Genomic DNA, 22,677 nt, shown 5'->3' on the forward strand with positions numbered 1-22,677 from the left:
CAATGAAACTCAAACCAATCTGCCTTGCATTTGCCCTCGCGTTCACTGCTGCGACTGCAATGCCTACCCTTGCAGCAGCGCCAAAAGCGGTTGTTGCAGCAAAAGCGACTGCGTACACCAGTGTGGAAGGCATCACGGAATACCGTTTGCCGAACGGTCTGCGCGTCTTGCTGGCACCGGATGCATCAAAACCAACCACCACCGTCAATGTGACTTACCTCGTTGGTTCACGCCATGAAAGTTACGGCGAAACCGGTATGGCGCATTTGCTTGAGCACATGGTGTTTAAGGGGACCAAAGACCGTGGCAACATCATGCAAGAGCTGGGCAAGCGCGGCATGCAGTTCAATGGCACCACGTCTTACGATCGCACCAACTACTTCGAAACTTTTCCTGCCAGTGAAGATAATCTGAAATGGGCGCTGGAAATGGAAGCCGACCGCATGGTCAATTCCAAAGTGGCGCGGGTTGATCTCGATACCGAATTTTCCGTGGTCCGCAATGAAATGGAAATCGGTGAAAACAATCCGATTGGCGTACTCTGGAAGCAGTTGAGTGCCGCTACTTTCGACTGGCACAACTATGGTCACAGCACCATCGGTGCCCGCTCTGACGTCGAAGGCGTAAAGATCACTAACCTGCAGGCGTTTTACCGTAAGTTCTATCAGCCGGATAATGCTGTGCTGATGGTGGCCGGTAAATTCGATCCGGCAAAAACGCTGGCGCTGATCGAAAAATCCTTTGGTGTCATCGCCAAACCGACACGTGAACTGAGCAACACCTGGACCCGCGAAGCACCACGCGACGGTACGCGTGAGGTAACAGTACGCCGCGTCAGCGATCAGCAACTGGCTGCCGTACTGTATCCGACATCATCAGGCAGTCATACCGATGCTGTTGCAGTATCTGCGTTAGGCGAGATTCTTGGTTCGGCACCCAATGGCCGTTTGTATAAAAAACTGGTGGAAAGCAAAAAGGCGGTGAGTGTCGAAGACGTGCCTTTCCAGCTGGCAGAGCCTGGCTACATCATGTTCCTCGGTATCATGAGCAAAGATCAGAATGTGGCTGACGTTAAAGCAGGTCTGATTGAAACAGTCGAAGGGCTGGCGCAAGAACCAGTCACCGAAGCTGAATTGAAACGGGCGAAAACCAATCTGCTGAATACTTTGGAAAAAATCAACAATGATCCGCAACGTCTGTGCGTCAGTATGTCTGAATCGATCGCGCTGGGTGACTGGCGCATGTTTTTCGTAAAACGTGATCGCATTGAGGCGCTGACAGTGGCTGATGTACAGCGTGTCGCACAAAATTACTTCAAACCCGATAACCGCAGTTATGGTCAGTTCCTGCCAGTGGCAAAACCTGATCGCGCCGAAATTCCGGCGGCACCGGATGTCGCTAAACTGGTGGAAGGCTATAAAGGCCGTGCGACTGTGGCAGCAGGTGAAACCTTCGATGCGACTGCAGCGAATATCGATAAACGCACAGAAAAACTGACGCTGAAAAACGGTGCGAAAGTCGCACTGTTAAGTAAAAAAACGCGCGGTGAAACTGTGAACGGCAATCTGAGCCTGCATTTCGGCGATGAAAAATCCCTGTTCGGCAAAGTCGCTGTTGCCGATCTGACGGCTGATATGCTGATGCGCGGTTCGGGCAAATTCACCCGTGCCGAACTCGATACTAAACTTGGTGAGCTCAAAGCCAAATTACGTATCTCCGGCTCCGGTCAGAATCTGAATGTCAGCTTCGATACTGTGCGCGCCAATCTGCCGGCATTGCTGGATCTGCTGCGTGAAGTGCTGCGTGCGCCGACTTTCCCGCAATCGGAATTCGATTTGCTGGTCAAAGAAAATCTGACGCAGATAGAAGCCGGTAAAAATGAGCCTCAGTCGGTAGCAACACGGGCGATGGGCGCGTTGAAAAACAGCCTGTATAAAAAAGGGGATATTCGCTACCAGAATTCTTTCGATGAAGCGGCGGAAGAGTACAGCGCAGCGAAACTCGACAGCGTTAAAGAGTTCTACAAAACCTTCTATGGCGCAAACAGTGCCGAGTTTTCTCTGGTCGGTGATTTTGATGCAGCAGAAGTCAAAACCAAACTGGCGACCGTGCTCGGTGACTGGAATAGTCCGACGAAGTTTGTGCGCGTTCCAAGTCTGAATCTGAATGCAGTCGGACAAGCGAAGACCATAGAAACACCGGACAAAGCGAATGCGTTCTATCTCGCATCACTGCCGTTTGAACTCGATGACCAGTCACCTGATTATCCGGCGCTGCGTGTTGCCAATAATATTCTCGGTGGCGGTATTAAATCTCGTCTGTTCAATCGTCTGCGTCAGAAAGAGGGCATTAGTTACGGTGCCGGCAGTTCACTGAACGTGCCTAGCATCGACAAAAATGCTTCGGTTGCTTTATACGCAATGTACGCACCACAAAATCTGGCGAAATTACAAACCGGCGTGAAAGAAGAGCTGGCTTTGCTCGTCAAGGATGGTGTAACTGCTGCGGAACTGGCCGATGCAAAACAGTCTATTGCTCAGGAAAGCAATATTCGCCGTGCGCAGGATCCGGCACTGGCTGGCAACCTGCGCAGCCAGTTATTTGTCGGCCGCACCATGGCGTTTGACGCTGAGGTTGAAGCGAAAATTGCCGCACTGACGCTGGACGATGTCAATGCTGTGATTCGCAAATACGTGAAACCAGACAGTTTTGCGCATTTCTATGTCGGTGATTTTGCCGGTGCAGCGAAGAAAGCAGCGGCTGCGAAGTAATTGTTTTTGCAGGCACAACACGGCAGAAAATTTTGCTTGCGTTGATGTCTGCTGAAATATAAAAAAAGCGCAGTGTGATCATTCACACTGCGCTTTTTATTTCTACTGAATCGATTATTTCTGACGCAATCTCGCAGCGGCTTCTCGCAACATTGTCTCTGTCGTGCTCCAGTCCACACAGGCATCGGTCACAGAACAGCCGTATTTCAGTTGCGATAAATCGGCAGGAATTGCCTGATTGCCCGCGACGATATTTGATTCGATCATCACACCGACGATAGCATCGTTGCCATTCGCTATCTGGTTCACCACATCGGCCATCACCAGCGGTTGCAATTCCGGTTTTTTGAAGCTGTTGGCATGTGAGCAGTCAACCACGATATTCGGCGGCAGTTTGGCTTTCACCAGCGCCTGTTGTGCCATCGCGACCGACACCGTATCGTAGTTCGGACGATCACCACCACCACGCAACACGACATGGCCATACTGATTGCCACTGGTGCGCACTATCGATACCTGGCCCTGACTGTTGTAGCCGAGGAAGGAATGCGGATGCGAGGCGGACAGAATCGCATTAATCGCGATACTGATGTCACCATCGGTACCATTTTTGAAGCCCACCGGTGTTGAGAGACCGGAGGACATTTCACGGTGCGTCTGCGATTCCGTCGTCCGCGCGCCTATCGCCGTCCAGGCGATCAGGTCGCCGAGGTATTGTGGTGAAATCGGGTCGAGTGCTTCGGTACCGGTTGGCAAGCCGAGCTCGCAGACGTCCAGCAAAAACTGACGGGCTTTTTCCATGCCTTCATCGACACGGAAAGAATCATCCAGATACGGGTCGTTGATATAGCCTTTCCAGCCGGTCGTGGTACGTGGTTTTTCAAAATAGACGCGCATCACCAGCAACATCACATCGCTGACTTCCTCTTGCAATGCTTTCAGCCGGCGTGCGTAATCCAGACCGGCCACCGGATCATGAATCGAGCAAGGTCCGACAACGACGAACAGGCGTTTGTCTTTGCGGTCCAGGATATTGCGCAGGGCTTCCCGGCTTTGTTCAACGACATTACCTGCCGTTTCCGTGAGGGGCAAGCGGGCGTGCAGCTCTTCCGGCGCAGGCATGTGATCAAACGAGACGATGTTGATATTTTCGAGTGCGGTAGTGGTCATGTTGGGAGTCTGAAGTGAAAAACCTGGTTCCTATTATGACTTAATTTGCTGCTGTGCCGCAAAACTTGCCATTTTTTGCGGCAACGCGAAGTGGAGCGCGTGGCACAATAGCACTTTGCACTTTTTGAAAATTGGCAATAACAATGCTTAGTCTTGATCAGATTCAGGAGTTTCAGACTCAGGGTTTTTTAGTTTTACCAGGATTGGCCACGCCGGATTTTTGCGAACAGGTGATTCACTTTGCAGAGCAACAATTAACGGACGACGTACAGCCCATAGAATATGAGGCGGATACCCGCTATCCCGGCTCACCGGCGTCGCGCGAGGCCGAAGGTGGGCATACCGCACGCCGCTTGTTGCAGGCGTATGCACGTGATCCAATACTGGCAAAGTGGGCGACCGGCGCGGCACTGGCGCAGCCATTATTGCAATTACTCGGTGACGGTGCACTGATGTCGCAAGCGCATCACAATTGCATCATGACGAAGCAACCACAGTATTCCACCGCGACTGGCTGGCACCGTGACAGCCGCTACTGGCATTTTGCGCGGGCTGAGCTGATTTCAGCGTGGCTGGCTTTGCGCAATGAAACGGTAGAAAACGGTTGTCTGCTGGTGATACCGGGCTCGCATCAGCTTCCGATCGAGGCATCCCAATTAGACACTGCCCAGTTTTTACGCACTGATTTGCCGCAGAATCAAGCCTTGCTGGCACAGGCGCGACCGGTCGCTTTGCAGCAAGGCGATGTCTTGTTGTTCCACAGTAACCTGTTTCATGCCGCGGGGAAAAATCAGACCACGGCGGGCAAATTTTCTATGGTGTTCACTTACCGGGATGCGGCAAATGTGCCGGAAGCAGGTTCTCGTTCGGCGGGTTTGCCTGAAATTCCTTTGTGATATAAAAAGTGTATAGTCAGTCTTTGCTGTGTTTCATAGTCCATTGCAGATAAAGTTGCAGAACGTTGTTACATGCATGCGGGCAATGGTTTCGTTTCACCTGTCATTCAACCTGAGGAGACACCATGTTATCGAAAATGAAGCTGAGTCTGATAGCAGCAAGCCTGATCACTGGAATAGCGCAGGCACAAACTGTGGAATTGCATTTTGTCGATGCGAGCGGCAATCTAGGTTCTGCTGGCAAAGTGACACTGGAAGATACTGCCTACGGTTTGCTGATCACACCGGATTTAACCGGGTTACCAGCAGGTGTACACGGCTTTCACGTACACGCGAATCCTTCTTGCGCACCTGCGGCAAATAATGGCGTGGCAACCGCCGCTCTGGGTGCCGGAGGGCACTGGGACCCGGAAAAATCAGGTGCGCATCTGGGGCCGTATGGCAAAGGACACAAAGGTGATTTGCCGGCTTTATATGTGAATGCGGAAGGCAAGGCGAATTATCCGGTGCTGGCACCGCGTCTGAAAGCGGCCGATCTGAGCGGACATGCGCTGATGGTGCACGCGGGCGGCGATAATCACAGCGATCATCCTGCGATGCTGGGCGGCGGCGGTGCTCGCATGGCGTGTGGCGTGGTTCCATAAACATGCAAGCATGTGAACAGCTTTTGTGTCGTGATATAAAAACCTTGCGTCTGACGTGAGGTTTTTTTCTTTGTAGTTTATTTTTAATGGTTTTTTATGCTTCTGCGTCTTTGTTTCACTTTGTTGATTCTGATGATATTCATTTATCCGGCACAGGCTGTAACACCCGCAGCAATGCCTGTATTGCAAACCGTCACCGCTTGCGGCAATGACGTACCGCTGAAATTTGATGTGCTGCCGGCGACCAATGCATCGCCGCCGTACTCTGCGGTGGTGGTGGTGCATGGCGGTGGCTGGCTCGGTGGTTCCCGTACGGATTTACACGGTTTGTTGCAGCAATTATCACGCATGGGTTTTGTCGCGATGAGTGTCGATTACCGCCTGGCACCAGCAGCACGGTTTCCTGCGCAGATAGAGGATGTGAAATGTGCGGTGCGCTGGTTACGCAGCCATGCAGTTGAGTATCAGATCAATCCAGAGAAAATTGGTGCATTTGGTGTTTCTGCCGGTGCGCATTTGCTCGCACTGGCAGCGGTCACGCCGGGGAGGTGGGACAGCGCTGGTGGTTACAGCGGCGTCAGCAGTCAGTTGCGGTGTGCAGTGTTACATGCGCCCCCGCTGGATTTCCCCAATTGGTGGCAGACTGCCGACCCTGCAATACGTGGCCCCATGTCACCGCGGGTGATGCTGAAATCGTTGCTGGGTGAGGATTTTTCTGCGTCGGCGAAGATATTCCAAGACGCCAGTCCCATCAGTTATGTCCCGGCATCAGGTAAGCTGAAAAATAAGTTGCCGCCATTATTGCTGTTGCAGGGCGAGCTGGATGCGACGGTACCTGTGCAGCAGGCAAGGGATTTTACAAAAAAAATGAAAGCAGCTGGCGCATCGGTGGAGTTAATGACGATTGCCGATGCTGATCATTTTACTTTTGGTTCTCAGGGGCGTCAGGTGTCCGCAAAAATTCAGGAGTTTCTCAGCGCTTGTCTGAAATAAAAAAAGGCGCAACAGCATCAGCTGTCTGCGCCTTTCGTTTTCATCGCAATGGAATGTCAGGTATTACAGCTCTAAAGCGATGAGTTCCTGTATGGTCTGACGACGGCGGATTTGTGTGATTTTATCGCCATCGACCAGCACTTCCGGAATCAGCGGGCGTGAATTGTAATTCGACGACATGCTGGCACCATACGCGCCGGTATCGTGAAAGACAAACAGATCGCCGATCTCGCAGGCGGGTAAATCCTGCGTTGTCACGACGCCGCCATCTTCCTGCGTAAACACATCACCGGATTCGCACAAAGGACCCGCCACCACGGTTGGCTTCAATGCGGTCGTGCGCGGTGTTCCGTCTGCGGCGTGTGCCGAAATGCGATGGAAACTGCCATACATAGCAGGTCGTGCCAGATCATTGAAGCCGGCATCGACCAGTACAAAGAAATTACTGCCGACCTGTTTTTGCGCACGTAATTCAGAAATCAGGATGCCCGATTGCGCAACCAGAAAGCGTCCCGGTTCAATTTCCATACTGATTTTGTGGCCGAGATGCGCTTCAATTTCTTTGCGCGCTTTATCCCAGATCTGGAAATAATGATCGGTGTCGACCACAGCTTCGTCGCCACGATAAGGAATCGATAAGCCGCCGCCGATGGAGATCGCCTGCAAGTCACGATTTGCGGTTTTTACCTGCGCGATCATTGCATCGCAGACGCTTTGCAAATGATCATAATCAACGCCTGAGCCTATGTGCATGTGCAGACCCACCAGTTGCAAACCATACTGGTCAATGATGTCGAGCGCATCCGGCAATTCTTCAAACCAGATGCCGTGTTTGCTTTGTTCGCCGCCGGTATTGGTTTTGCGGCTGTGACCATGACCAAAACCGGGATTGATACGCAGCCAGACCGGATGCCCGCGATGTGCCTGTCCAAGCTGTTCCAGCATTTGCGGCGAACCGCAATTCACCGGAATATTCAGCTCGACCACGCGTTTCAATGCATTGCGATCCAGCAGGTCGGCAGTGAACACGATAGGGGCATGTGTCTGATCGGCATAGTCGGTTGGCGCATAACCGGCCGCCAGTGCCCGTTCAACCTCACCGAGAGAAACAGAATCCACCATCACACCTTGTTCGCGCATCAGGCGCAGCAGATGAATATTACTGGACGCTTTCTGTGCAAAACGGATCACGTCAAACTGTTTCAACCGGGCGATTTGCTGACGGATGATGCTGGCATCGTAAGCCCAGCATGGTGTGTGAAATTCGTTGGCGATCTGCGCGATCTGGGCATTGCTGATAGTGGTTGTCATGATGACCTCTTGAACCTTAGCGGGTATAGTGTAAGCTCTACTCTAACAAGCACTTCGTGATGCTTAAATAGGATTCCATAAGCAATTCAGCCGTGATGGATGGAATTCAACGGAAAATTCTCTTGTCTCCTTATGAATCCCAAAATAGATAATTTTGATCGGAAAATCCTGAATTTATTGCAACAGGATGCGCGCATGTCGCATGCGGAAATTGGCCGTCAGGTGCATCTGAGTCAGCCTGCCGTCTCAGAACGTATCAAGCGTCTTGAGGCCAATGAAGTCATACGCGGCTACCGCGCAGACGTGAATCCCAGGGCGCTTGGTTATCAGATCACGGCCATGATACGTTTATCGACACAACAGGGCAGACCTTATGCGCAGTATGTCGCGTCCTGTCCTGAAATTATCGATTGCTACACAGTGACCGGTGAAGACGGCGCAGTGATGCGAGTGCTGGCAACCGATGTCGAACATTTACAGCGCATTATCAATGAACTCAATGCTTTTGGCTCAACTTCGACAGCGATTGTGCTGACAACGCATGTGGCTGGCAAGACCATTACTGCGCCTGCCAGCGAAGACGTCTGACATGCCAGCGGCTGTTTTCTGATGACCTCTTTGTGTATACAAGTAGCGCTAAGCTTCTGTTGCCGGTGTCTGTTTATTTGATAAAAGTCAGGAGCCGGGCAGTCAGTGCGGCACGGCGAGAGTGGCTTGCTACCGCTGTCACGCATTAACCGTATAATGCGCGCTTATCACTGAACTAATGAGGAAGTCCTATGCTTGCTCCGTCTTCTCCCCGTAAATTCGCTATCTTTGCCGTCGTCGCAGCCATTGCACTGGCTGTGCTAGGGTTTCTTTTTTATCAGTCAGTTGTGGCCAGACCCTCCATGCCGCAAGTCACATTCACTAATCTGAAAGGCGATAAATTCTCGACTCAGGATTTGCGTGGAAAGGTAGTGATGGTCAATTTCTGGGCAACCTCCTGTTCTACCTGTATCGCGGAAATGCCGCGCATGATAGAGACCTACAAGAAGTACAACAAACAAGGTCTGGAATTTGTGGCGGTGGCGATGAGCTATGATCCGCCGAATTATGTCGTCAATTACGCAGAAACCCGGCAACTGCCATTTCATGTCGCACTGGATGTGCAGGGCAGGCTGGCGCAGGCTTTCGGCGATGTCAAACTGACGCCGACCACCTATGTGATTGACAAACAGGGCACTATTTTAAAACGCTATGTCGGTGAACCTTCGTTCACCGAACTGCACAGCTTGCTCGAAAAAGCTCTGGCCGCCTGAGGTTTATTCACAACCTCGCTCAGTAAAGACGGCGCTGGCGATAACGGTAAGCTTTGCCTGCGGCAATCAAGCAGATGCAAAGCAGAGCCGTTGCAGCGCTGATCAGCACTTCCGATAACGCAGGTTGCCCGAAGTGGAACAGTGCACTGATGGCCGGTACGGTCAGTGCCAGCAGTAAGATGACCGAGGCGATAGCAACCACCCACCACAATGCCGGATTCGGCAGCCGCAGATTGTGCATGATGTCCGATGACACGCTGCGATGAATAAAAATCAGACCGATATTTCCTATCACCATCGCCGTGAACGCCAGCGCGCGGGCTTCTCCGGTGTCTGGATAATGTTGCAAGGCATACCAGTAAATACCGGCAACTGTCAGCAGCAATGCAGTCCCATGCAGCAGGCCGGTGCGTAACACTGCGGTACCAAAAATACTGGCATTCACGGAACGTGGCGGTCTGCGCATCACATCAGGTTCTTCTGACTCCGCCTCAAACACCAGTGAACAGGTCGGATCTATGATCAGTTGCAACACCATGATATGCACGGGCATCAGCACCAGCGGCCAGCCTGCCAGCACCGGAATCAGTGACATACCGATCACAGGAATATGCACCGCAATGATAAAGCGTATCGTTTTGCGTAAATTATCGAAGATGCGCCGTCCTGAGCGTATGGTCGCAACAATCGCTGTGAAGTCATCATCCAGCAAGACCAGCGCTGCTGATTCGCGCGCCACATCCGTACCACGCTTGCCCATCGCAATGCCGATATGTGCGGCCTTTAATGCAGGAGCATCATTGACGCCGTCACCGGTCATCGCGACGATCTCACCATTTTTTTTCAGTACATTGACCAGCCTTAGTTTCTGCTCTGGCGATACGCGGCAAAAGATACTGCTTGTCTTCACACGTTCGCTGAGTACGGCATCGTCAATGGCGTTTAATTCAGCTCCGGTCATGATGCCGGTAGCTGCCGCAAAGCCACATTGCTGAGCAATATTCTGCGCGGTGGCCGGATAGTCGCCGGTAATCATGATCACGCGGATGCCGGCATTCTGGCAATCCTGTATCGCTGCTGGTACGCCAGCCCTGATCGGGTCGGCCAGCGCGATCAGACCGATGAACTCAAACTCGAAATCATGCTGGATAGGCGGCAGTTTTTTACCCGCATTTTCAGCCTCAGGCAAAGATATTGTTTCCGGGCTGAATCGTGCCTTGGCGACACCGAGCACACGCAAGCCCTGTTGCGCCAGCAAATCGACTTCTTTGTGTAAAGCGTTTATCTGCTCAGTACTGAGATGACAGAGATCCGCAATCGCTTCGGGCGCCCCTTTGCTGGCGATCACAAAATGCGTGTGATCGGCGGATTGCCATACACGTGACATCGCCAGTAGTTCTTTTGAGAGCGGATATTCATCGACCAGAGTCCAGCTATCGTGCAGGTGTTCAGTCTGCCCCAGCATTGATTTTCCGAATTCCTGAATCGCCACTTCCATAGGATCAAACGGCGAGCGATGACTGGCCAGAATCGCGTATTCCAGTACCTCGTGAAATTCCTCCGCCAGTTCCTGAGGCTGTTCATGGCCGGGCTTGATGGCATAGTGGCTGCCTTGCGCGAACAAGCGCGACCGCCATTTTATTTTGTGTCAGTGTGCCGGTTTTATCGACGCACAGCACTGTTGTTTCTCCCAGCATCTCGATCGCTGGTACGCGCCGGGTCAGCACTCGTTGCCGCGCAATTCTCCATGCACCTAAGCCGAGAAACAGTGCCAGCACGACTGGTAATTCTTCCGGTATCAGTGCCATGGCAAACGTGATACCGACCAGAATACCGTTCAGCCAGTCGTGGCGGCTGGCGCCGTAGAATATTGTGAGTAGCAGCGCAACGGCGAGACTGGCGGCGGCGATCATTTTGACGACCTTATCCGTCTCTGTCTGCACACGTGTCGGCTCCTGCTGCACGCTGGCCAGCGCCTGACCGATTTTTCCTATCGCTGTGCGGCTGCCGGTTGCCATCACGCGTGCGAGGCCTTTACCTTGCACCACCAGCGATCCGGAAAACACAAAGGGCATGTGTTCACCGCCAGCTTGTCCCATCGTCAGTGGTGCGGGGTCTGTCACTGCCTTCTCAACGGGTAAGGATTCCCCCGTCAGCAAGGACTCGTCGACACTCATGTTCATGCACGACAGTAATATGGCATCAGCGGCGATGCGGTCGCCTTCAGATAACACCAGCAGATCGCCGCAAACAACTTCCCTGCTGGGGATGTTTTGCTGTGTGCCGTCGCGTATTACGATGGCTCTCGGGCTGGATAAATCACGCAGCGCTTCGAGCGCACGTTCAGTTTTATGTTCCTGAAACAGACTGATGCTGACGATAATCAGGATAAAAAATACCAGTACGACAGCACCATGTGTATCGCCAAGAACCAGATAGATGCCGCCACACGCAAACAGCAACAGCAGCATGGGTTCACTGACGACTTTCCATATCATGCTGCCGATGTTGCGCGGTTGTGCCGACGCCAGTTCATTCGCTCCATCGGTCCGGAGTTTTTCCTGCGCGCTCAGTGTCGTTAAACCCGAGTTAATGAATGTATCTTCTGCAGCCATATTGTTGAACCTGTCACTGGTGGTCGTGCGCGACGCTGTACAAGCGAAACGGGATAAATCGCAATGCAGAATACAGTGTAACAGCCATACTTCAGTGGAAAAAAATGAAGATGCTGAACTTGATGTGGCGCAGAGAGCGGGCTAAGCCGTATCTCTGGCAAGCCACCGCAGAGTGTTTCAGTCAAAAAAATGGCTGCCGGTATCAGCGGCAGCCACGGATATTATGTCAGACAGCGCATTCCGCACCGGCAGACCTCAGTTGGCCTTACGGCAGTTTTCTGACCACAACACAACCAATCGAATAACCCGCACCAAATGAGCAGATGACGCCAACCGTACCAGCTGCCAGATCGTCCTGATATTTATGGAAAGCGATAATCGAACCGGCAGAGGAAGTATTGGCGTAGGTGTCGAGTATCGTTGGCGACTCTTCCGGTGTCGCATCACGACCCAGTATCATGCGGGAAATCAGCAGATTCATATTCAGATTTGCCTGATGCAGCCAGAAGCGCTTGACATCCGGAATTGCGATGCCGGACGCTTCTACGGTCGAGGTGATCATGGCTGCTGCCATCGGGCAGACATCTTTGAATACTTTACGACCTTGCTGACGGAACAGTTTGTCAGGTTTACCGATGCCGGATTCGTCAGCACGGTTCAGAAAACCGAAATTATTGCGAATGTTATTGGAGAACTGGGTTTTCAGTTTCAGTCCAACGATTTCAAACTGATGTTTCGATGTTGCCAGATCAGCGCGCTCCAGCAAAATGGCGGTGCAGGCGTCACCAAAAATAAAGTGACTGTCGCGGTCACGCCAGTTCAGATGACCACTGGTGATTTCCGGGCTGACAACCAGCACCGCACGGGCTTGTCCGCTTTGTATCGCACTGACTGCTGCCTGAATACCAAACGTGGCGGACGAGCAGGCAACGTTCATGTCAAAGCCATAACCGTCAATGCCCAGCGCATTCTGAATTTCGACCGCCATCGCCGGATAGGCTCTTTGCATATTCGATGCAGCACAGATGACGGCATCCACATCTGCCGCTGTGCGGCCTGCGCGTTCCAGCGCCTGCTGGCAAGCGTTGATCGCGATTTCGCACATGACGGAGGGTTCGTCGTCACTGCGCTCTGGAATACGCGGCACCATGCGGTCAACATCGAGCACGCCGTCTTTGTTGATGACATAGCGAGATTTAATGCCGGATGCTTTTTCTATGAATGCGACAGACGATTCTTCCAGCGCTTTGACTTCACCGGCAGCGATCGCTGCGGCGTTTTCCTGATTGAATTTTTGTACGTAGGCGTTGAAACAGGCGATCAGTTCTTCGTTGGAGATGGATTGGGAAGGGGTGTAAAGGCCGGTGCCGCTGATGACTACTTTGTTCATCGTTTTCTTTCTTGTGCCGGGCACTGCATTTCCGCTACGTGATCATGTACAGAGCGCACTGGGCGCACTGAACCGGTGACGTTGATCGGAATATGAGGGATAGCGGTGCCCTGATGTTGGTCATGTGATGCGCTGTCAGCGCCTCGTTGTCGCCCAATTTTACACAAAACTGGGCGGTATTGACCGAAGCGGCGACAGAAATAGCATTTTTATGCTGGTTGATGGTGCAAAAGCATAAACATGAAACAAGTATCTTCAAGCCGGAAATCGCACAGACTGACTACTCCGGGCCGCAGCTCAGGAATGGCTGAGGTAAGGATTTTGCCGTACCTCAGCCGCAACCGGATCAAGCCGAAAGCTGGTTTTTATGATGCAACAGATGATCTTCAATCAGGCTGCTGATGAAGTAATAACCGTGATCATAGCCGGCATGCCAGCGCAGATTCAGTGTCTGTCCCACTTGCTCGCAGGCTGCCACGAACAGTTGCGGGTATAACTGAGTCGCCAGAAACTGATCTGCTTCACCCTGGTCGATCAGGATGCCTTGCGGATACGGAGCGTGTTTTTGCTGTGTCATCAGCGCACTGGCATCATGTGCCGCCCAGCTTGTCTGATCGGAGCCGAGGTAAGCAGTAAACGCTTTTTGTCCCCACGGACATTGGCTAGGCGCTGCGATTGGTGCAAATGCGGACAGGCTTTTGTAGATGCCTGGATGACGCAAAGCCAGTGTCAGTGCGCCATGTCCCCCCATAGAATGCCCCATAATACCGATACGTTCCTGATCGACAGGCAAGAACTGATTCAGCAACTTGCGCAGTTCATGGACGATGTAACTTTCCATGCGGTAGTGTGCACTCCACGGTGCTTCGGTTGCATCCAGATAAAAGCCCGCGCCGACGCCGAAATCCCAGGCATCACTGTCACCCGGAATATTCGCACCACGCGGACTGGTATCCGGCGTGATCAGTATCAGCCCTTCACGCGCCGCGACGCGTTGCGCCCCGGCTTTGATCATGAAGGTTTCTTCGGTGCAGGTCAGACCTGCCAGAAAAAATATCGCCGGGCATACAGCGCCTGTCAGTGCCTGCGGTGGCAGAAAAACTGAAAAGCGCATCGGCAGCCCGATTTCTGTGGACGCATGACGATAAAACTGCTGCAGCCCGCCAAAACACGCGTGTTGGCTCAGCAGTTCCACACCTTCAGGCAGCGCCTTCATCGTGACGTCCGCCATCATCAGTACAGCACAACAGAACGGATAGATTCGCCGCTCTTCATCAGATCAAAACCTTCATTGATCCGTTCCAGCGGCAGACGATGGGTAATCAGATCGTCGATATTCAGTTTGCCTTCCATATACCAGTCAACGATCTTCGGCACGTCGGTACGACCACGCGCACCGCCGAAGGCAGAGCCTTTCCATTCACGTCCAGTCACCAGTTGGAAGGGACGGGTGCTGATTTCTGCACCGGCTTCCGCCACGCCGATGATGAAGGATTGTCCCCAGCCTTTGTGGCAGCATTCAAGCGCCTGGCGCATGACTTTGGTATTGCCTATGCATTCAAACGAATAATCGACACCGCCATCCGTCAGTTGCGTGATGTGATCCACCACGTTGTCAACTTCATTCGGATTCACAAAGTGCGTCATGCCGAATTTGCGTGCCATTTCCTGACGTTTAGGATTGATATCGACACCGATGATTTTGTCTGCACCAACCATTTTGGCTGCCTGAATCACGTTCAGACCGATACCGCCCAGACCAAATACGGCGACATTCGCGCCGGCTTCCACTTTGGCGCTGAATACAACAGCACCGACTCCGGTGGTCACGCCGCAGCCGATGTAGCAGATTTTGTCGAAAGGCGCGTCTTCGCGGACTTTGGCGACGGCAATTTCCGGCACGACGATGTAGTTGGAGAATGTCGAGGTGCCCATGTAGTGGAACAGCGGTTGGCCATCCAGAGAAAAACGTGATGTAGCATCTGGCATCAGGCCGCGACCCTGAGTCGAGCGTATCGCCTGACAAAGATTAGTTTTGCGTGACAGGCAGAATTTGCATTGACGACATTCTGGCGTGTACAACGGAATCACATGATCACCTTTGCGCACGCTGGTAACGCCCGGGCCGGTATCAACAATGATGCCGGCACCTTCATGGCCCAGAATCGCCGGAAACAGACCTTCAGGATCAGCGCCGGACAGTGTGTAGTAATCGGTGTGGCAGATACCGGTGGCTTTGACTTCAATCAGCACTTCACCTGCGCGTGGTCCTTGCAGATCAACTTCTTCGATGGTCAATGGTGCTCCAGCTTTCCAGGCAATGGCGGCTTTGGTTTTCATGTTAATCCTTTAAAGAGGGAACGCCGGGAATGGCGCTCTTCAGATGATGTGATGCCGCAGATTGTCGCGGATAGCACGTGCGCTTGCATCGCTTATCGCGTAGTGTGGCGCAAAACGTCTGAAGAATGGCTGAAAATGACGGGCGTCCTGATCGCGTTTATCATGTCGTTGTTAATTTAGCCGGATGTGTTTGATGAAATCAGAAAAGCACCACTTGCCGAGAACCGTAGATATTGTGATTTACCCCGGTTTTAAATCACTGGAGGCCATTGGTCCTATGTCCGTTTTTGAATATGCGAATATTCATTTGCAGCGCCAGGGCAAGCCCGCGGCATATGACGTAAAAATCGCTGCAACGCAGATCGGTATGGTGCGCTCCGATACGCTGATGTGTCTGGAGGCGACCAAGGCGCTGAGTACACTGGCGTTACCCGACGATGCGATTATCGTCGGCTCCCGTCACATCAATGCCGCATTGGCCGACAACCCAGAAATCATCGATTGGGTGTCGGCGGTCGCACCGAAAATTAACCGGCTGGCGGCCTTGTGTTCTGGTGCATTTTTTCTGGCGCAGGCGGGGCTGCTGGATCGCAAACATGCAACGACGCATTGGAGCGTTGCCGCACAATTACAGCAGGATTTCCCTGCGGTTCAGGTCGATGCAGATGCGATTTTTATCCGCAGCGGCAATCTCTGGACCTCAGCGGGCGTGACCGCCGGTATTGATCTGGCGCTGGCATTTGTTGAAGCCGATTGCGGCCATGCGCTGGCGCTGGAAGTCGCGAGTGACATGGTCGTGTATCTGAAGCGGCCGGGTGGACAATCCCAGTTCAGCACGCATTTATTGAGTCAGAAAACAGCGCAATCGAATATCCGCGATGTGCAGCAATGGATCATGGCGAATCTGCATCAGCGTTTGCCGGTGGTGCAACTGGCGAAAATGGCCGGCATGAGTCTGCGCAATTTCAGTCGCCTGTTTCATCAGGAAGTCGGTGTCAACACGCTGGAATTTATTGAAGCGGCAAGGGTCGAATTTGCCTGTCAGTTATTGGCAGACAATGCGGAAAAAAATGCGCCCGTTAAGGCCATTGCAGCGCGTTGCGGTTTTTCCAGCGATGATCATCTGCGCCGCGTATTTCAAAAACGTTTACGCTGCTCACCGACCGATTATCGCGCCAGATTGCGTGCGATAAAGTGATCACATCGCCATATAGCGACCGGGGCGGTGATTCAGGCTGATCGCCAGATTCAGTGCAAAAGCCCCGAGTATCGAGGCTGCCAGTGCGAGCGGTGTGACGACGGCGAGAGACGCCAGCACAATCACGAAGTCCAGCCCCATTTGTATTTTTCCAGCGCGGATACCGCGCGTCTGTTGCAGGTACAGCGCCAGAATATTAATCCCGCCCAGGCTGGCCTGATGGCGGAACAATACGATAAATCCAACGCCCATCAGTAAGCCACCAATCAGGGCAACATAAAACGGCGTCAGCATATTCACATCGACCAGATGTACCAGTTTCGGATGCAGCCCGGAAAATAAAGACACCAACGCGACCGAGCAAAATGTCTTGAGCGTAAAACGCCAGCCCATACGTTTCCAGGCGAGCCAGTAAAACGGCAAATTCACCAGAAAAAAGACTGTGCCGAACGACAAGCCTGTACGGTAATGAATCAGGAATGCCAGACCTGCCGTACCTCCTGTCAGTAAGCCGGCCTGATTGAAGAGCGCGACCCCGAGCGAGACAAATAGCGTGCCGGTCAGAATTGCCAGCACGTCTTCCAGCAAACTGTGCGGAATAAAGCGTTTGGATGGTGTGGGCTGCGTTGACATGATGGGAAGCGTCGGAACCGGAAAGGACGCTTATTGTACCTGTTGATCTGGCGCGCGCAGCAGCTTCACGATGCTTGGAAACTGCTGTGAGCCAGAGACTTGAGTTGCATCAATAACAGACCCAGAAGAGACGCCTTAATGTTGCTGATCGCGTTGTTCTGGCGCTGGATTTTCCGCATGTGGCTCTTTGCCGGGAAAGAAAAAATCCCTGCCACCGGAACGGAACCTGCGCCACAACAAATGTACCAGCGTACTGCCGCGACCAAAGCTGACGCGACGTGAGCGCAGAGCAACCAGCATCGCCAGACTGAAACTGACGCCAAGATTAACGACACCAATCAACAAAATGCCGAGTAATGAATACAATGCCAGTTGCCAGCTGATCTGATGATCCAGACCGACTAATGCAAAAGCAAAATTGGCACTGGAAAAAGTGATATGGCGGATATCGACCGGCAGTCCGAAGAAAACGCCTAACTGACCAATGGTGCCCAGCATAATACCGAAGAAAAAATTCCCCGCCAGAGCGCCCAGATTGTCGCCGATATAATCGGTAACGCGGTGCAGACGTTCTTCGCCCAGTATTTTTCCTGGCCAGGTGAGTTGTCGTAAGCGTGCGGGAATATGTCCGTAGCTGGCTTTGTTATCGTAGTAGCCTGAAATTAATCCCGATAAAAATAAGCAGACGCCGGCAATCGCGGCATGCGGCAGTGCAAGACTGTTGATCGGATCAAGATCGTGCAGAAGATGTTCAGCTTTTTCCGGCGTGACTAAATGGCTGCCGGTCATCCACAGCCAGACCCACGCAATGACGTAGGCCGTCGGTATCGCTAAGCCGATATTGCCTATGATGGCAATGAACTGTGAGCGGAACACGCGTACGATCAGTTCGACCAGTTCATCAAGTTTCTGCTTACCTTCATCGATTGCACGGGCAATCAGTGCGGCAGTCATCGCCGGTTGTTTGGTCGCAATCGTAAAATGCAGTACATGTACCAACATGAAACCCGTTGAATAATTCAGACTGAAGAGAACCGCATACCCAAATGGGGCAAGTGCTAATTTACTGAACAGGATTTTGATCGTTGCCATGAAGCCGACGATAAAGCCAGCACCGAGCGCCGAGCGCAGCATCGCCATCCATTCACTGCGATTATTGGTCACATAATGTTCACCGCTTTTCCCTGCACGCTCTGTGACTTGCAGCGATAGTAATTCGGTGTTGGTCTGCATCAGGTCGGTCAGGCTGTGACGTTTGTTGTCGGCACTGACGAGTTCTTTGAATAAGCATATGGCTATTGAGGACACTTCGTTGGCGTCCGTGCTGTCGAGTAAATCCAGCAGACTGCGTAACCTGTGCATGCTTTGCGTCAGGCGCAACAGCAAGCGGGTCAGGCTGACAGAAACCCCTGCAACAGCGGCGGTTTTGCGTATCCGGTTGACGATATCGTCACACTGCGACAATAAGACTTCGATATGTTTATTGTCTTCACGTGCTGTTGTGCAGTCGTTTAACCACGTGCGATAACTGATCACGTAATTATTGATCTCATCATTTTGCCGGAGAAACGGCGACTCGAATCTTTCGATCTCAGGATAATTGCGTACCAGCTCCGCTTCCAGTCCGATATTGGTTATCCGGTATGACAATACCTGTACGGCGCTCAGAATTTCGTTGGTCAACGCCGCATGCGCCTGTCGTGCTTTTGAGGTACGAAAACCGATACTGTCGATCAGATCTTGCCAGGTACTTTCATCCAACTCGTTGACCCAGATGTGATCGGAAGGGTGATCAAAGATTTGCCCGAAAATGTCTTTCACATAATCGTTATTGACTAAGGGCGGCAGAAATTTATTGATCAGTCTTTGCCAGGCAGCACCCCAGAAGCCATTGTTTAAGGTGATGCCGGTATCTGTCAGTAAATGAACCAGGGTGCGGGTGCTGATAACTTGCAGCATATATTCACGCAGCGCCTTGCGCCATGCCGGATGCTGGCGTAACACAAAGCACAATGCCCTTATGTTATCGGTCGCTCTTTGCTTGTCGGTCGCTTGCCGGGGCCGTATTTGTGCTACCAGACGGCGCAGAGGACTGATGTCGTTATATGCCGGTGTTAATGCAAGGCTGGACTTTATTTCTGCCAGAATCATATCGAAAGACATGTGATTCTCCTTAGTTTTTACTGACAACTTGTAGCGTACTTTGCACGATTTGTCATGGTGCCGGGTTCATTTCTTGCTATTCACGATGAACGCCAGGTTATGGAGGAGGAAGATGCCGGTGCCGGCTGCAGGTTCAATACCTGAATGAACCTGCTTTACCTGTGAGGTGTGACAAGATTGACCGGGGAAAACCAGGAAAAGTTCCAATTTTTGTCTCACTCACGGCCATTTACATGCAAATGTAAGTAAATTAGTCTAAAGTAATGCCGTGTTCATAACCAAGGTTTCGTGTTGGATAATTTATTGTTAGTGATCGCTGCGCTGTTACTGGTCCTGTTAAACGGTTTTTTTGTGGCGGCTGAATTTGGACTGGTGAAATTGCGCCAGACCCGTATCCGCAGTATCGCCAAAACGGCTGGCTTGCGCGGCAAACTGCTCATCAAAGTACATCAGCATCTGGATACATACCTTTCCGCGTGTCAGCTGGGGATTACTCTGGCCTCACTCGGCCTCGGCTGGATAGGCGAACCCGCATTTGCACGTTTGCTGCAACCCTTGTTCCACATACTCGGGGTGACTTCGGTTGATGTTATCCACGGCGTTTCCTTCTTTTTTGCATTCTTCGTTATCTCTTTCCTGCATATTGTGGTGGGCGAACTGGCACCGAAATCGATGGCAATCCGTATGCCGGAAAAAGTGTCTTTGTGGACGGCTCCCGCTTTATATGCATTCTACTGGCTGATGTATCCGGTGATCTGGGTGCTCAACAGCAGTGCGAATCTGGTACTGAAATGGGTGGGGCTGGATGTTGCTCACGGTAGTGACAGTCATTATTCACCGGAAGAGCTGAAGCTGATTTTGCGCGGCAGTCACGGCGGCAGCAAAGAAATCCGTGATGAATGGAGCATCATGGCGCAGGTGCTCGATTTCGGTGGCCTGGAAATTTCCGATCTGATGCGCCCGATCAATGAAGTGGTGGCGATGTACAAAAGCGCCAGCCTGGAAGAAAACATGGAGACGGCTGCACGCAACCGTTTCAGCCGCTATCCGTATTTTGATGAAGATGAAAAAACGGTGCTTGGCATGCTGCACCTGAAAGATTTATTTCTGGCGCAGCAATCTGGTAAGCCGTTGGATGATCTGAGTAAACATTTGCGCCAGGTAGAATTTGTGCCGCCGAATATGCCAGCGCTGGAGCTGTTCCGTCGCTTTCGCAAAGGGGCACCACATTTCGCGATTGTCGGACACAAAGGCAGTAAGCCAGTTGGTTTCTTAACGCTGGATAATTTGCTGGGTGCGCTGGTCGGTCAGATCCGTGACGAGTTCCGGCAGAATGAAAACGACTGGACATTGCTGGACGATGGCACCCTGATAGGCAAAGGCAGCTTACCTTTGTACACGCTGGGCATGGCGCTGCGCTTTGATCTGGACAGTGACGAAGTCGAATCAATCGGCGGTCTGATTATGCAGAAATTAGGTGACTTGCCGGTTGAAGGACAGAAAGTGGAATTCGACCGTTTTGACGCCGTGGTCAAAAAGATGAACGGCCCGCGCATCGTTCTGGTCAGGATTTACCCTAAAAAAGAAATAACAACGACCTAGTCTTATCGTCGTTCACTTTTGGGGACAGTGAGTCAGCATGCCGGGATGACATCTGATTCACTGCCGTCAGAGGCTTGAGCGATCAGTCGCCGAGACAGATATTCAGGTCGCGCGCGGTCTGCACAATATCACCATTGAGCGGCACACTTTTCATCCGTCCCGCCACGTCTTCCAGTGCGACATAATTCACGTCCGGATAGGCCAGTGCCACCATGATGCCGGAATGGCCTTCATCTAACGCCCTGACTGCGGCGGTACCAAAGCGCATTGCTGAGACGCGGTCAAAGGCACTCGGACTGCCACCGCGTAACAGATGGCCAAGCACGACGGCGCGCGCTTCTTTGCCGGTCTTTTTCTGTAATGCCTGCGCCAGGTTTTCTCCTATGCCACCAAGTCTTTCCACATAGCCTGCTCCGGCTTTTTCATGCAGCACACGCTCACCACCCAGCGGACTGGCGCCTTCAGCTACGATCACGATGGAATAGTGATGACCTGCGCGGTCTCTGGCAGAAAGATGGGCGGCCAGTTGATCAATATCGTAAGGAATTTCCGGGATCAGGATTGCATGTGCATTTGCCGAAATGCCGGTGTGTAATGCGATCCAGCCGGCATAGCGTCCCATGACTTCGACCACCATGATGCGCTGATGGCTGGCAGCAGTACTGTGCAGCCTGTCTGTACATTCGGTCGCAAAGGCAACGGCGGTATCAAAGCCAAACGTGGTAAAAGTTTTGTCGAGGTCGTTATCTATCGTTTTAGGAATACCGACAACACGCATTCCTTGCTGGTGCAGCACATTGGCAATCGTTAATGTACCGTCGCCGCCGATGCAGACCAAGGCGTCGATATCCATCGCCTTCAGTGCCGCGTGTATTTCGCTGCTGCGGTCTGTCTCCGTCACACTGCCATCTGGCATGGTGGTGGCGAACTTAAGAGGATTGCCGTGATTCGTCGTTCCCAGTATCGTTCCGCCGAGATGACCGATATGATCGACCTGCGCCATCGTCAGTCTGGTAATGCCATCCACCGGATAGCGATCGGGTCGCAATATGCCGTTGAAACCTTCGCGGATACCGAAGCATTCCCAGCCACGTTTGGCTGCAGCGAAAACGACGGAGCGTATGACCGCATTTAAACCCGGGGCGTCGCCACCACCGGTACTGATGGCAATACGTCGTATAGGATGTGACATGAATTCCTCTGAGTGATAGCAATGAAGCGGATCAGATTCCGCTCAGGTCACGATTTGCCTCTGATTGATCCCAGCAATGCGGCTTGCGCATCAAGTTGTCTGGCGACATTGCCGCAAACCAGATCGCATAGGTCGTAGACGGATTGATCGGCAATCCGGTAGAGCGCTGTTGTGCCACGGCTATGGCGCTCTACCAGGCCGTGTTTTGCCAGCGTCGATAAATGGCGTGACGCATTTGCCTGCGAGCACTGGCAGCGTTCTGCCAGTTCGCCGACGTTCAGTTCTCCCTCGCGCAGACAATTCAGAATACGCAAACGTGTCGGCTCAGCCAACGCCGAAAAATACTGCGCGACTTGCGTCAGCGCCTGATCAGACAAGCCTTCCATCAAAGTAGCAAGCTCCGCTTCTAAAGTATGAATAATACCATTTCAGCGCCTGGCTCAGGCACTGTTACAACC

General features: G+C 52.3%; 19 protein-coding genes. 8 read left to right on the plus strand and 11 right to left on the minus strand.

The window, feature by feature from the left end; all coding sequences use genetic code 11:
• Window positions 1–2 precede the first annotated feature (2 nt).
• Window positions 3–2,771 (plus strand): M16 family metallopeptidase, encoded by a 2,769-nt coding sequence (locus ACPAOP_RS14670; protein WP_423708505.1) that lies wholly within the window; start codon window positions 3–5, stop codon window positions 2,769–2,771.
• A gap of 114 nt (window positions 2,772–2,885) precedes the next feature.
• Here the strand turns inward: ACPAOP_RS14670 and ACPAOP_RS14675 are convergent, their stop codons facing one another.
• On the minus strand, window positions 2,886–3,941 hold the full coding sequence (locus tag ACPAOP_RS14675) for a 3-deoxy-7-phosphoheptulonate synthase (RefSeq protein ID WP_423708506.1): 1,056 nt from the start codon (window positions 3,939–3,941) through the stop codon (window positions 2,886–2,888).
• A gap of 143 nt (window positions 3,942–4,084) precedes the next feature.
• Here ACPAOP_RS14675 and ACPAOP_RS14680 point away from each other — a divergent pair, with 143 nt between their 5' ends.
• The 3 genes from ACPAOP_RS14680 to ACPAOP_RS14690 all read left to right on the plus strand — a co-directional run bounded on the left by ACPAOP_RS14680 (window position 4,085) and on the right by ACPAOP_RS14690 (window position 6,474).
• Entirely contained in the window at window positions 4,085–4,837 is a 753-nt protein-coding gene (locus ACPAOP_RS14680; RefSeq protein WP_423708507.1) for a phytanoyl-CoA dioxygenase family protein, read from the plus strand.
• 125 nt (window positions 4,838–4,962) lie between these two features.
• Window positions 4,963–5,481, plus strand: a complete 519-nt coding sequence (sodC, locus tag ACPAOP_RS14685; RefSeq protein ID WP_423708508.1) for a superoxide dismutase [Cu-Zn] SodC — start codon at window positions 4,963–4,965, stop codon at window positions 5,479–5,481.
• 96 nt (window positions 5,482–5,577) lie between these two features.
• On the plus strand, window positions 5,578–6,474 hold the full coding sequence (locus ACPAOP_RS14690) for an alpha/beta hydrolase (protein ID WP_423708509.1): 897 nt from the start codon (window positions 5,578–5,580) through the stop codon (window positions 6,472–6,474).
• A gap of 63 nt (window positions 6,475–6,537) precedes the next feature.
• On the opposite strand, the gene lysA is transcribed toward ACPAOP_RS14690, so the two are convergent.
• Window positions 6,538–7,785, minus strand: coding sequence for a diaminopimelate decarboxylase (lysA, locus tag ACPAOP_RS14695; protein WP_423708510.1), 1,248 nt, complete (start codon window positions 7,783–7,785; stop codon window positions 6,538–6,540).
• Between the two features lie 132 nt (window positions 7,786–7,917).
• Between lysA and ACPAOP_RS14700 the strand changes: the two genes are divergently transcribed.
• Together ACPAOP_RS14700 and ACPAOP_RS14705 are read left to right on the plus strand one after the other, a co-directional pair.
• On the plus strand, window positions 7,918–8,373 hold the full coding sequence (locus tag ACPAOP_RS14700; RefSeq protein ID WP_423708511.1) for an Lrp/AsnC family transcriptional regulator: 456 nt from the start codon (window positions 7,918–7,920) through the stop codon (window positions 8,371–8,373).
• Window positions 8,374–8,564: 191 nt separating this feature from the next.
• A complete protein-coding gene (locus ACPAOP_RS14705; RefSeq protein ID WP_423708512.1) occupies window positions 8,565–9,086 on the plus strand; it encodes a TlpA family protein disulfide reductase in 522 nt (173 codons plus the stop codon).
• A 19-nt stretch (window positions 9,087–9,105) separates the two neighbouring features.
• Here the strand turns inward: ACPAOP_RS14705 and ACPAOP_RS14710 are convergent, their stop codons facing one another.
• From ACPAOP_RS14710 to ACPAOP_RS14730, 5 genes are all read right to left on the minus strand, one after another.
• Window positions 9,106–10,710: a cation-translocating P-type ATPase gene (locus ACPAOP_RS14710; RefSeq protein ID WP_423708513.1), complete on the minus strand. Its 1,605-nt coding sequence runs from the start codon at window positions 10,708–10,710 to the stop codon at window positions 9,106–9,108.
• Entirely contained in the window at window positions 10,667–11,701 is a 1,035-nt protein-coding gene (locus ACPAOP_RS14715) for an HAD-IC family P-type ATPase (protein WP_423708514.1), read from the minus strand. The genes ACPAOP_RS14710 and ACPAOP_RS14715 overlap by 44 nt, the downstream gene beginning before the upstream one ends.
• Before the next feature lie 265 nt (window positions 11,702–11,966).
• Window positions 11,967–13,091: a beta-ketoacyl-ACP synthase III gene (locus ACPAOP_RS14720; protein ID WP_423708515.1), complete on the minus strand. Its 1,125-nt coding sequence runs from the start codon at window positions 13,089–13,091 to the stop codon at window positions 11,967–11,969.
• Between the two features lie 346 nt (window positions 13,092–13,437).
• Window positions 13,438–14,307, minus strand: coding sequence for an S-formylglutathione hydrolase (fghA, locus tag ACPAOP_RS14725; RefSeq protein ID WP_423708516.1), 870 nt, complete (start codon window positions 14,305–14,307; stop codon window positions 13,438–13,440).
• Window positions 14,308–14,324: 17 nt separating this feature from the next.
• Window positions 14,325–15,431: an S-(hydroxymethyl)glutathione dehydrogenase/class III alcohol dehydrogenase gene (locus ACPAOP_RS14730; protein WP_423708517.1), complete on the minus strand. Its 1,107-nt coding sequence runs from the start codon at window positions 15,429–15,431 to the stop codon at window positions 14,325–14,327.
• A gap of 193 nt (window positions 15,432–15,624) precedes the next feature.
• Here ACPAOP_RS14730 and ACPAOP_RS14735 point away from each other — a divergent pair, with 193 nt between their 5' ends.
• Window positions 15,625–16,629 (plus strand): GlxA family transcriptional regulator, encoded by a 1,005-nt coding sequence (locus ACPAOP_RS14735; RefSeq protein WP_423708518.1) that lies wholly within the window; start codon window positions 15,625–15,627, stop codon window positions 16,627–16,629.
• Here ACPAOP_RS14735 and ACPAOP_RS14740 read toward each other — a convergent pair whose 3' ends face one another.
• Window positions 16,630–17,262, minus strand: coding sequence for a YitT family protein (locus ACPAOP_RS14740; RefSeq protein WP_423680602.1), 633 nt, complete (start codon window positions 17,260–17,262; stop codon window positions 16,630–16,632).
• 135 nt (window positions 17,263–17,397) lie between these two features.
• A complete protein-coding gene (locus ACPAOP_RS14745; RefSeq protein ID WP_423708519.1) occupies window positions 17,398–19,425 on the minus strand; it encodes a site-specific recombinase in 2,028 nt (675 codons plus the stop codon).
• Window positions 19,426–19,716: 291 nt separating this feature from the next.
• On the opposite strand from ACPAOP_RS14745, the gene ACPAOP_RS14750 reads away from it, so the two are divergent.
• The gene (locus tag ACPAOP_RS14750; RefSeq protein WP_423680605.1) at window positions 19,717–21,027 is read left to right on the plus strand and encodes a hemolysin family protein; all 1,311 of its coding nucleotides are present in this window, start codon (window positions 19,717–19,719) and stop codon (window positions 21,025–21,027) included.
• Between the two features lie 82 nt (window positions 21,028–21,109).
• Here ACPAOP_RS14750 and ACPAOP_RS14755 read toward each other — a convergent pair whose 3' ends face one another.
• Entirely contained in the window at window positions 21,110–22,219 is a 1,110-nt protein-coding gene (locus ACPAOP_RS14755; RefSeq protein WP_423708520.1) for a 6-phosphofructokinase, read from the minus strand.
• 47 nt (window positions 22,220–22,266) lie between these two features.
• A complete protein-coding gene (locus ACPAOP_RS14760) occupies window positions 22,267–22,605 on the minus strand; it encodes an ArsR/SmtB family transcription factor (RefSeq protein ID WP_423680608.1) in 339 nt (112 codons plus the stop codon).
• Window positions 22,606–22,677 lie beyond the last annotated feature (72 nt).

Source organism: Undibacterium sp. WLX3042 (assembly GCF_049544825.1).
GTDB lineage: Bacteria > Pseudomonadota > Gammaproteobacteria > Burkholderiales > Burkholderiaceae_D > Undibacterium.

Excerpts from the sequence above, each read along its gene's own strand:
- ACPAOP_RS14670 (WP_423708505.1), top strand. The coding sequence starts at position 3 with ATGAAACTCAAACCAATCTGCCTTGCATTTGCCCTCGCGTTCACTGCT.
- ACPAOP_RS14675 (WP_423708506.1), bottom strand. The coding sequence starts at position 3,941 with ATGACCACTACCGCACTCGAAAATATCAACATCGTCTCGTTTGATCAC.
- ACPAOP_RS14680 (WP_423708507.1), top strand. The coding sequence starts at position 4,085 with ATGCTTAGTCTTGATCAGATTCAGGAGTTTCAGACTCAGGGTTTTTTA.
- sodC (WP_423708508.1), top strand. The coding sequence starts at position 4,963 with ATGTTATCGAAAATGAAGCTGAGTCTGATAGCAGCAAGCCTGATCACT.
- ACPAOP_RS14690 (WP_423708509.1), top strand. The coding sequence starts at position 5,578 with ATGCTTCTGCGTCTTTGTTTCACTTTGTTGATTCTGATGATATTCATT.
- lysA (WP_423708510.1), bottom strand. The coding sequence starts at position 7,785 with ATGACAACCACTATCAGCAATGCCCAGATCGCGCAGATCGCCAACGAA.
- ACPAOP_RS14700 (WP_423708511.1), top strand. The coding sequence starts at position 7,918 with ATGAATCCCAAAATAGATAATTTTGATCGGAAAATCCTGAATTTATTG.
- ACPAOP_RS14705 (WP_423708512.1), top strand. The coding sequence starts at position 8,565 with ATGCTTGCTCCGTCTTCTCCCCGTAAATTCGCTATCTTTGCCGTCGTC.
- ACPAOP_RS14715 (WP_423708514.1), bottom strand. The coding sequence starts at position 11,701 with ATGGCTGCAGAAGATACATTCATTAACTCGGGTTTAACGACACTGAGC.
- ACPAOP_RS14720 (WP_423708515.1), bottom strand. The coding sequence starts at position 13,091 with ATGAACAAAGTAGTCATCAGCGGCACCGGCCTTTACACCCCTTCCCAA.
- fghA (WP_423708516.1), bottom strand. The coding sequence starts at position 14,307 with ATGAAGGCGCTGCCTGAAGGTGTGGAACTGCTGAGCCAACACGCGTGT.
- ACPAOP_RS14730 (WP_423708517.1), bottom strand. The coding sequence starts at position 15,431 with ATGAAAACCAAAGCCGCCATTGCCTGGAAAGCTGGAGCACCATTGACC.
- ACPAOP_RS14735 (WP_423708518.1), top strand. The coding sequence starts at position 15,625 with ATGAAATCAGAAAAGCACCACTTGCCGAGAACCGTAGATATTGTGATT.
- ACPAOP_RS14740 (WP_423680602.1), bottom strand. The coding sequence starts at position 17,262 with ATGTCAACGCAGCCCACACCATCCAAACGCTTTATTCCGCACAGTTTG.
- ACPAOP_RS14745 (WP_423708519.1), bottom strand. The coding sequence starts at position 19,425 with ATGTCTTTCGATATGATTCTGGCAGAAATAAAGTCCAGCCTTGCATTA.
- ACPAOP_RS14755 (WP_423708520.1), bottom strand. The coding sequence starts at position 22,219 with ATGTCACATCCTATACGACGTATTGCCATCAGTACCGGTGGTGGCGAC.
- ACPAOP_RS14760 (WP_423680608.1), bottom strand. The coding sequence starts at position 22,605 with ATGGAAGGCTTGTCTGATCAGGCGCTGACGCAAGTCGCGCAGTATTTT.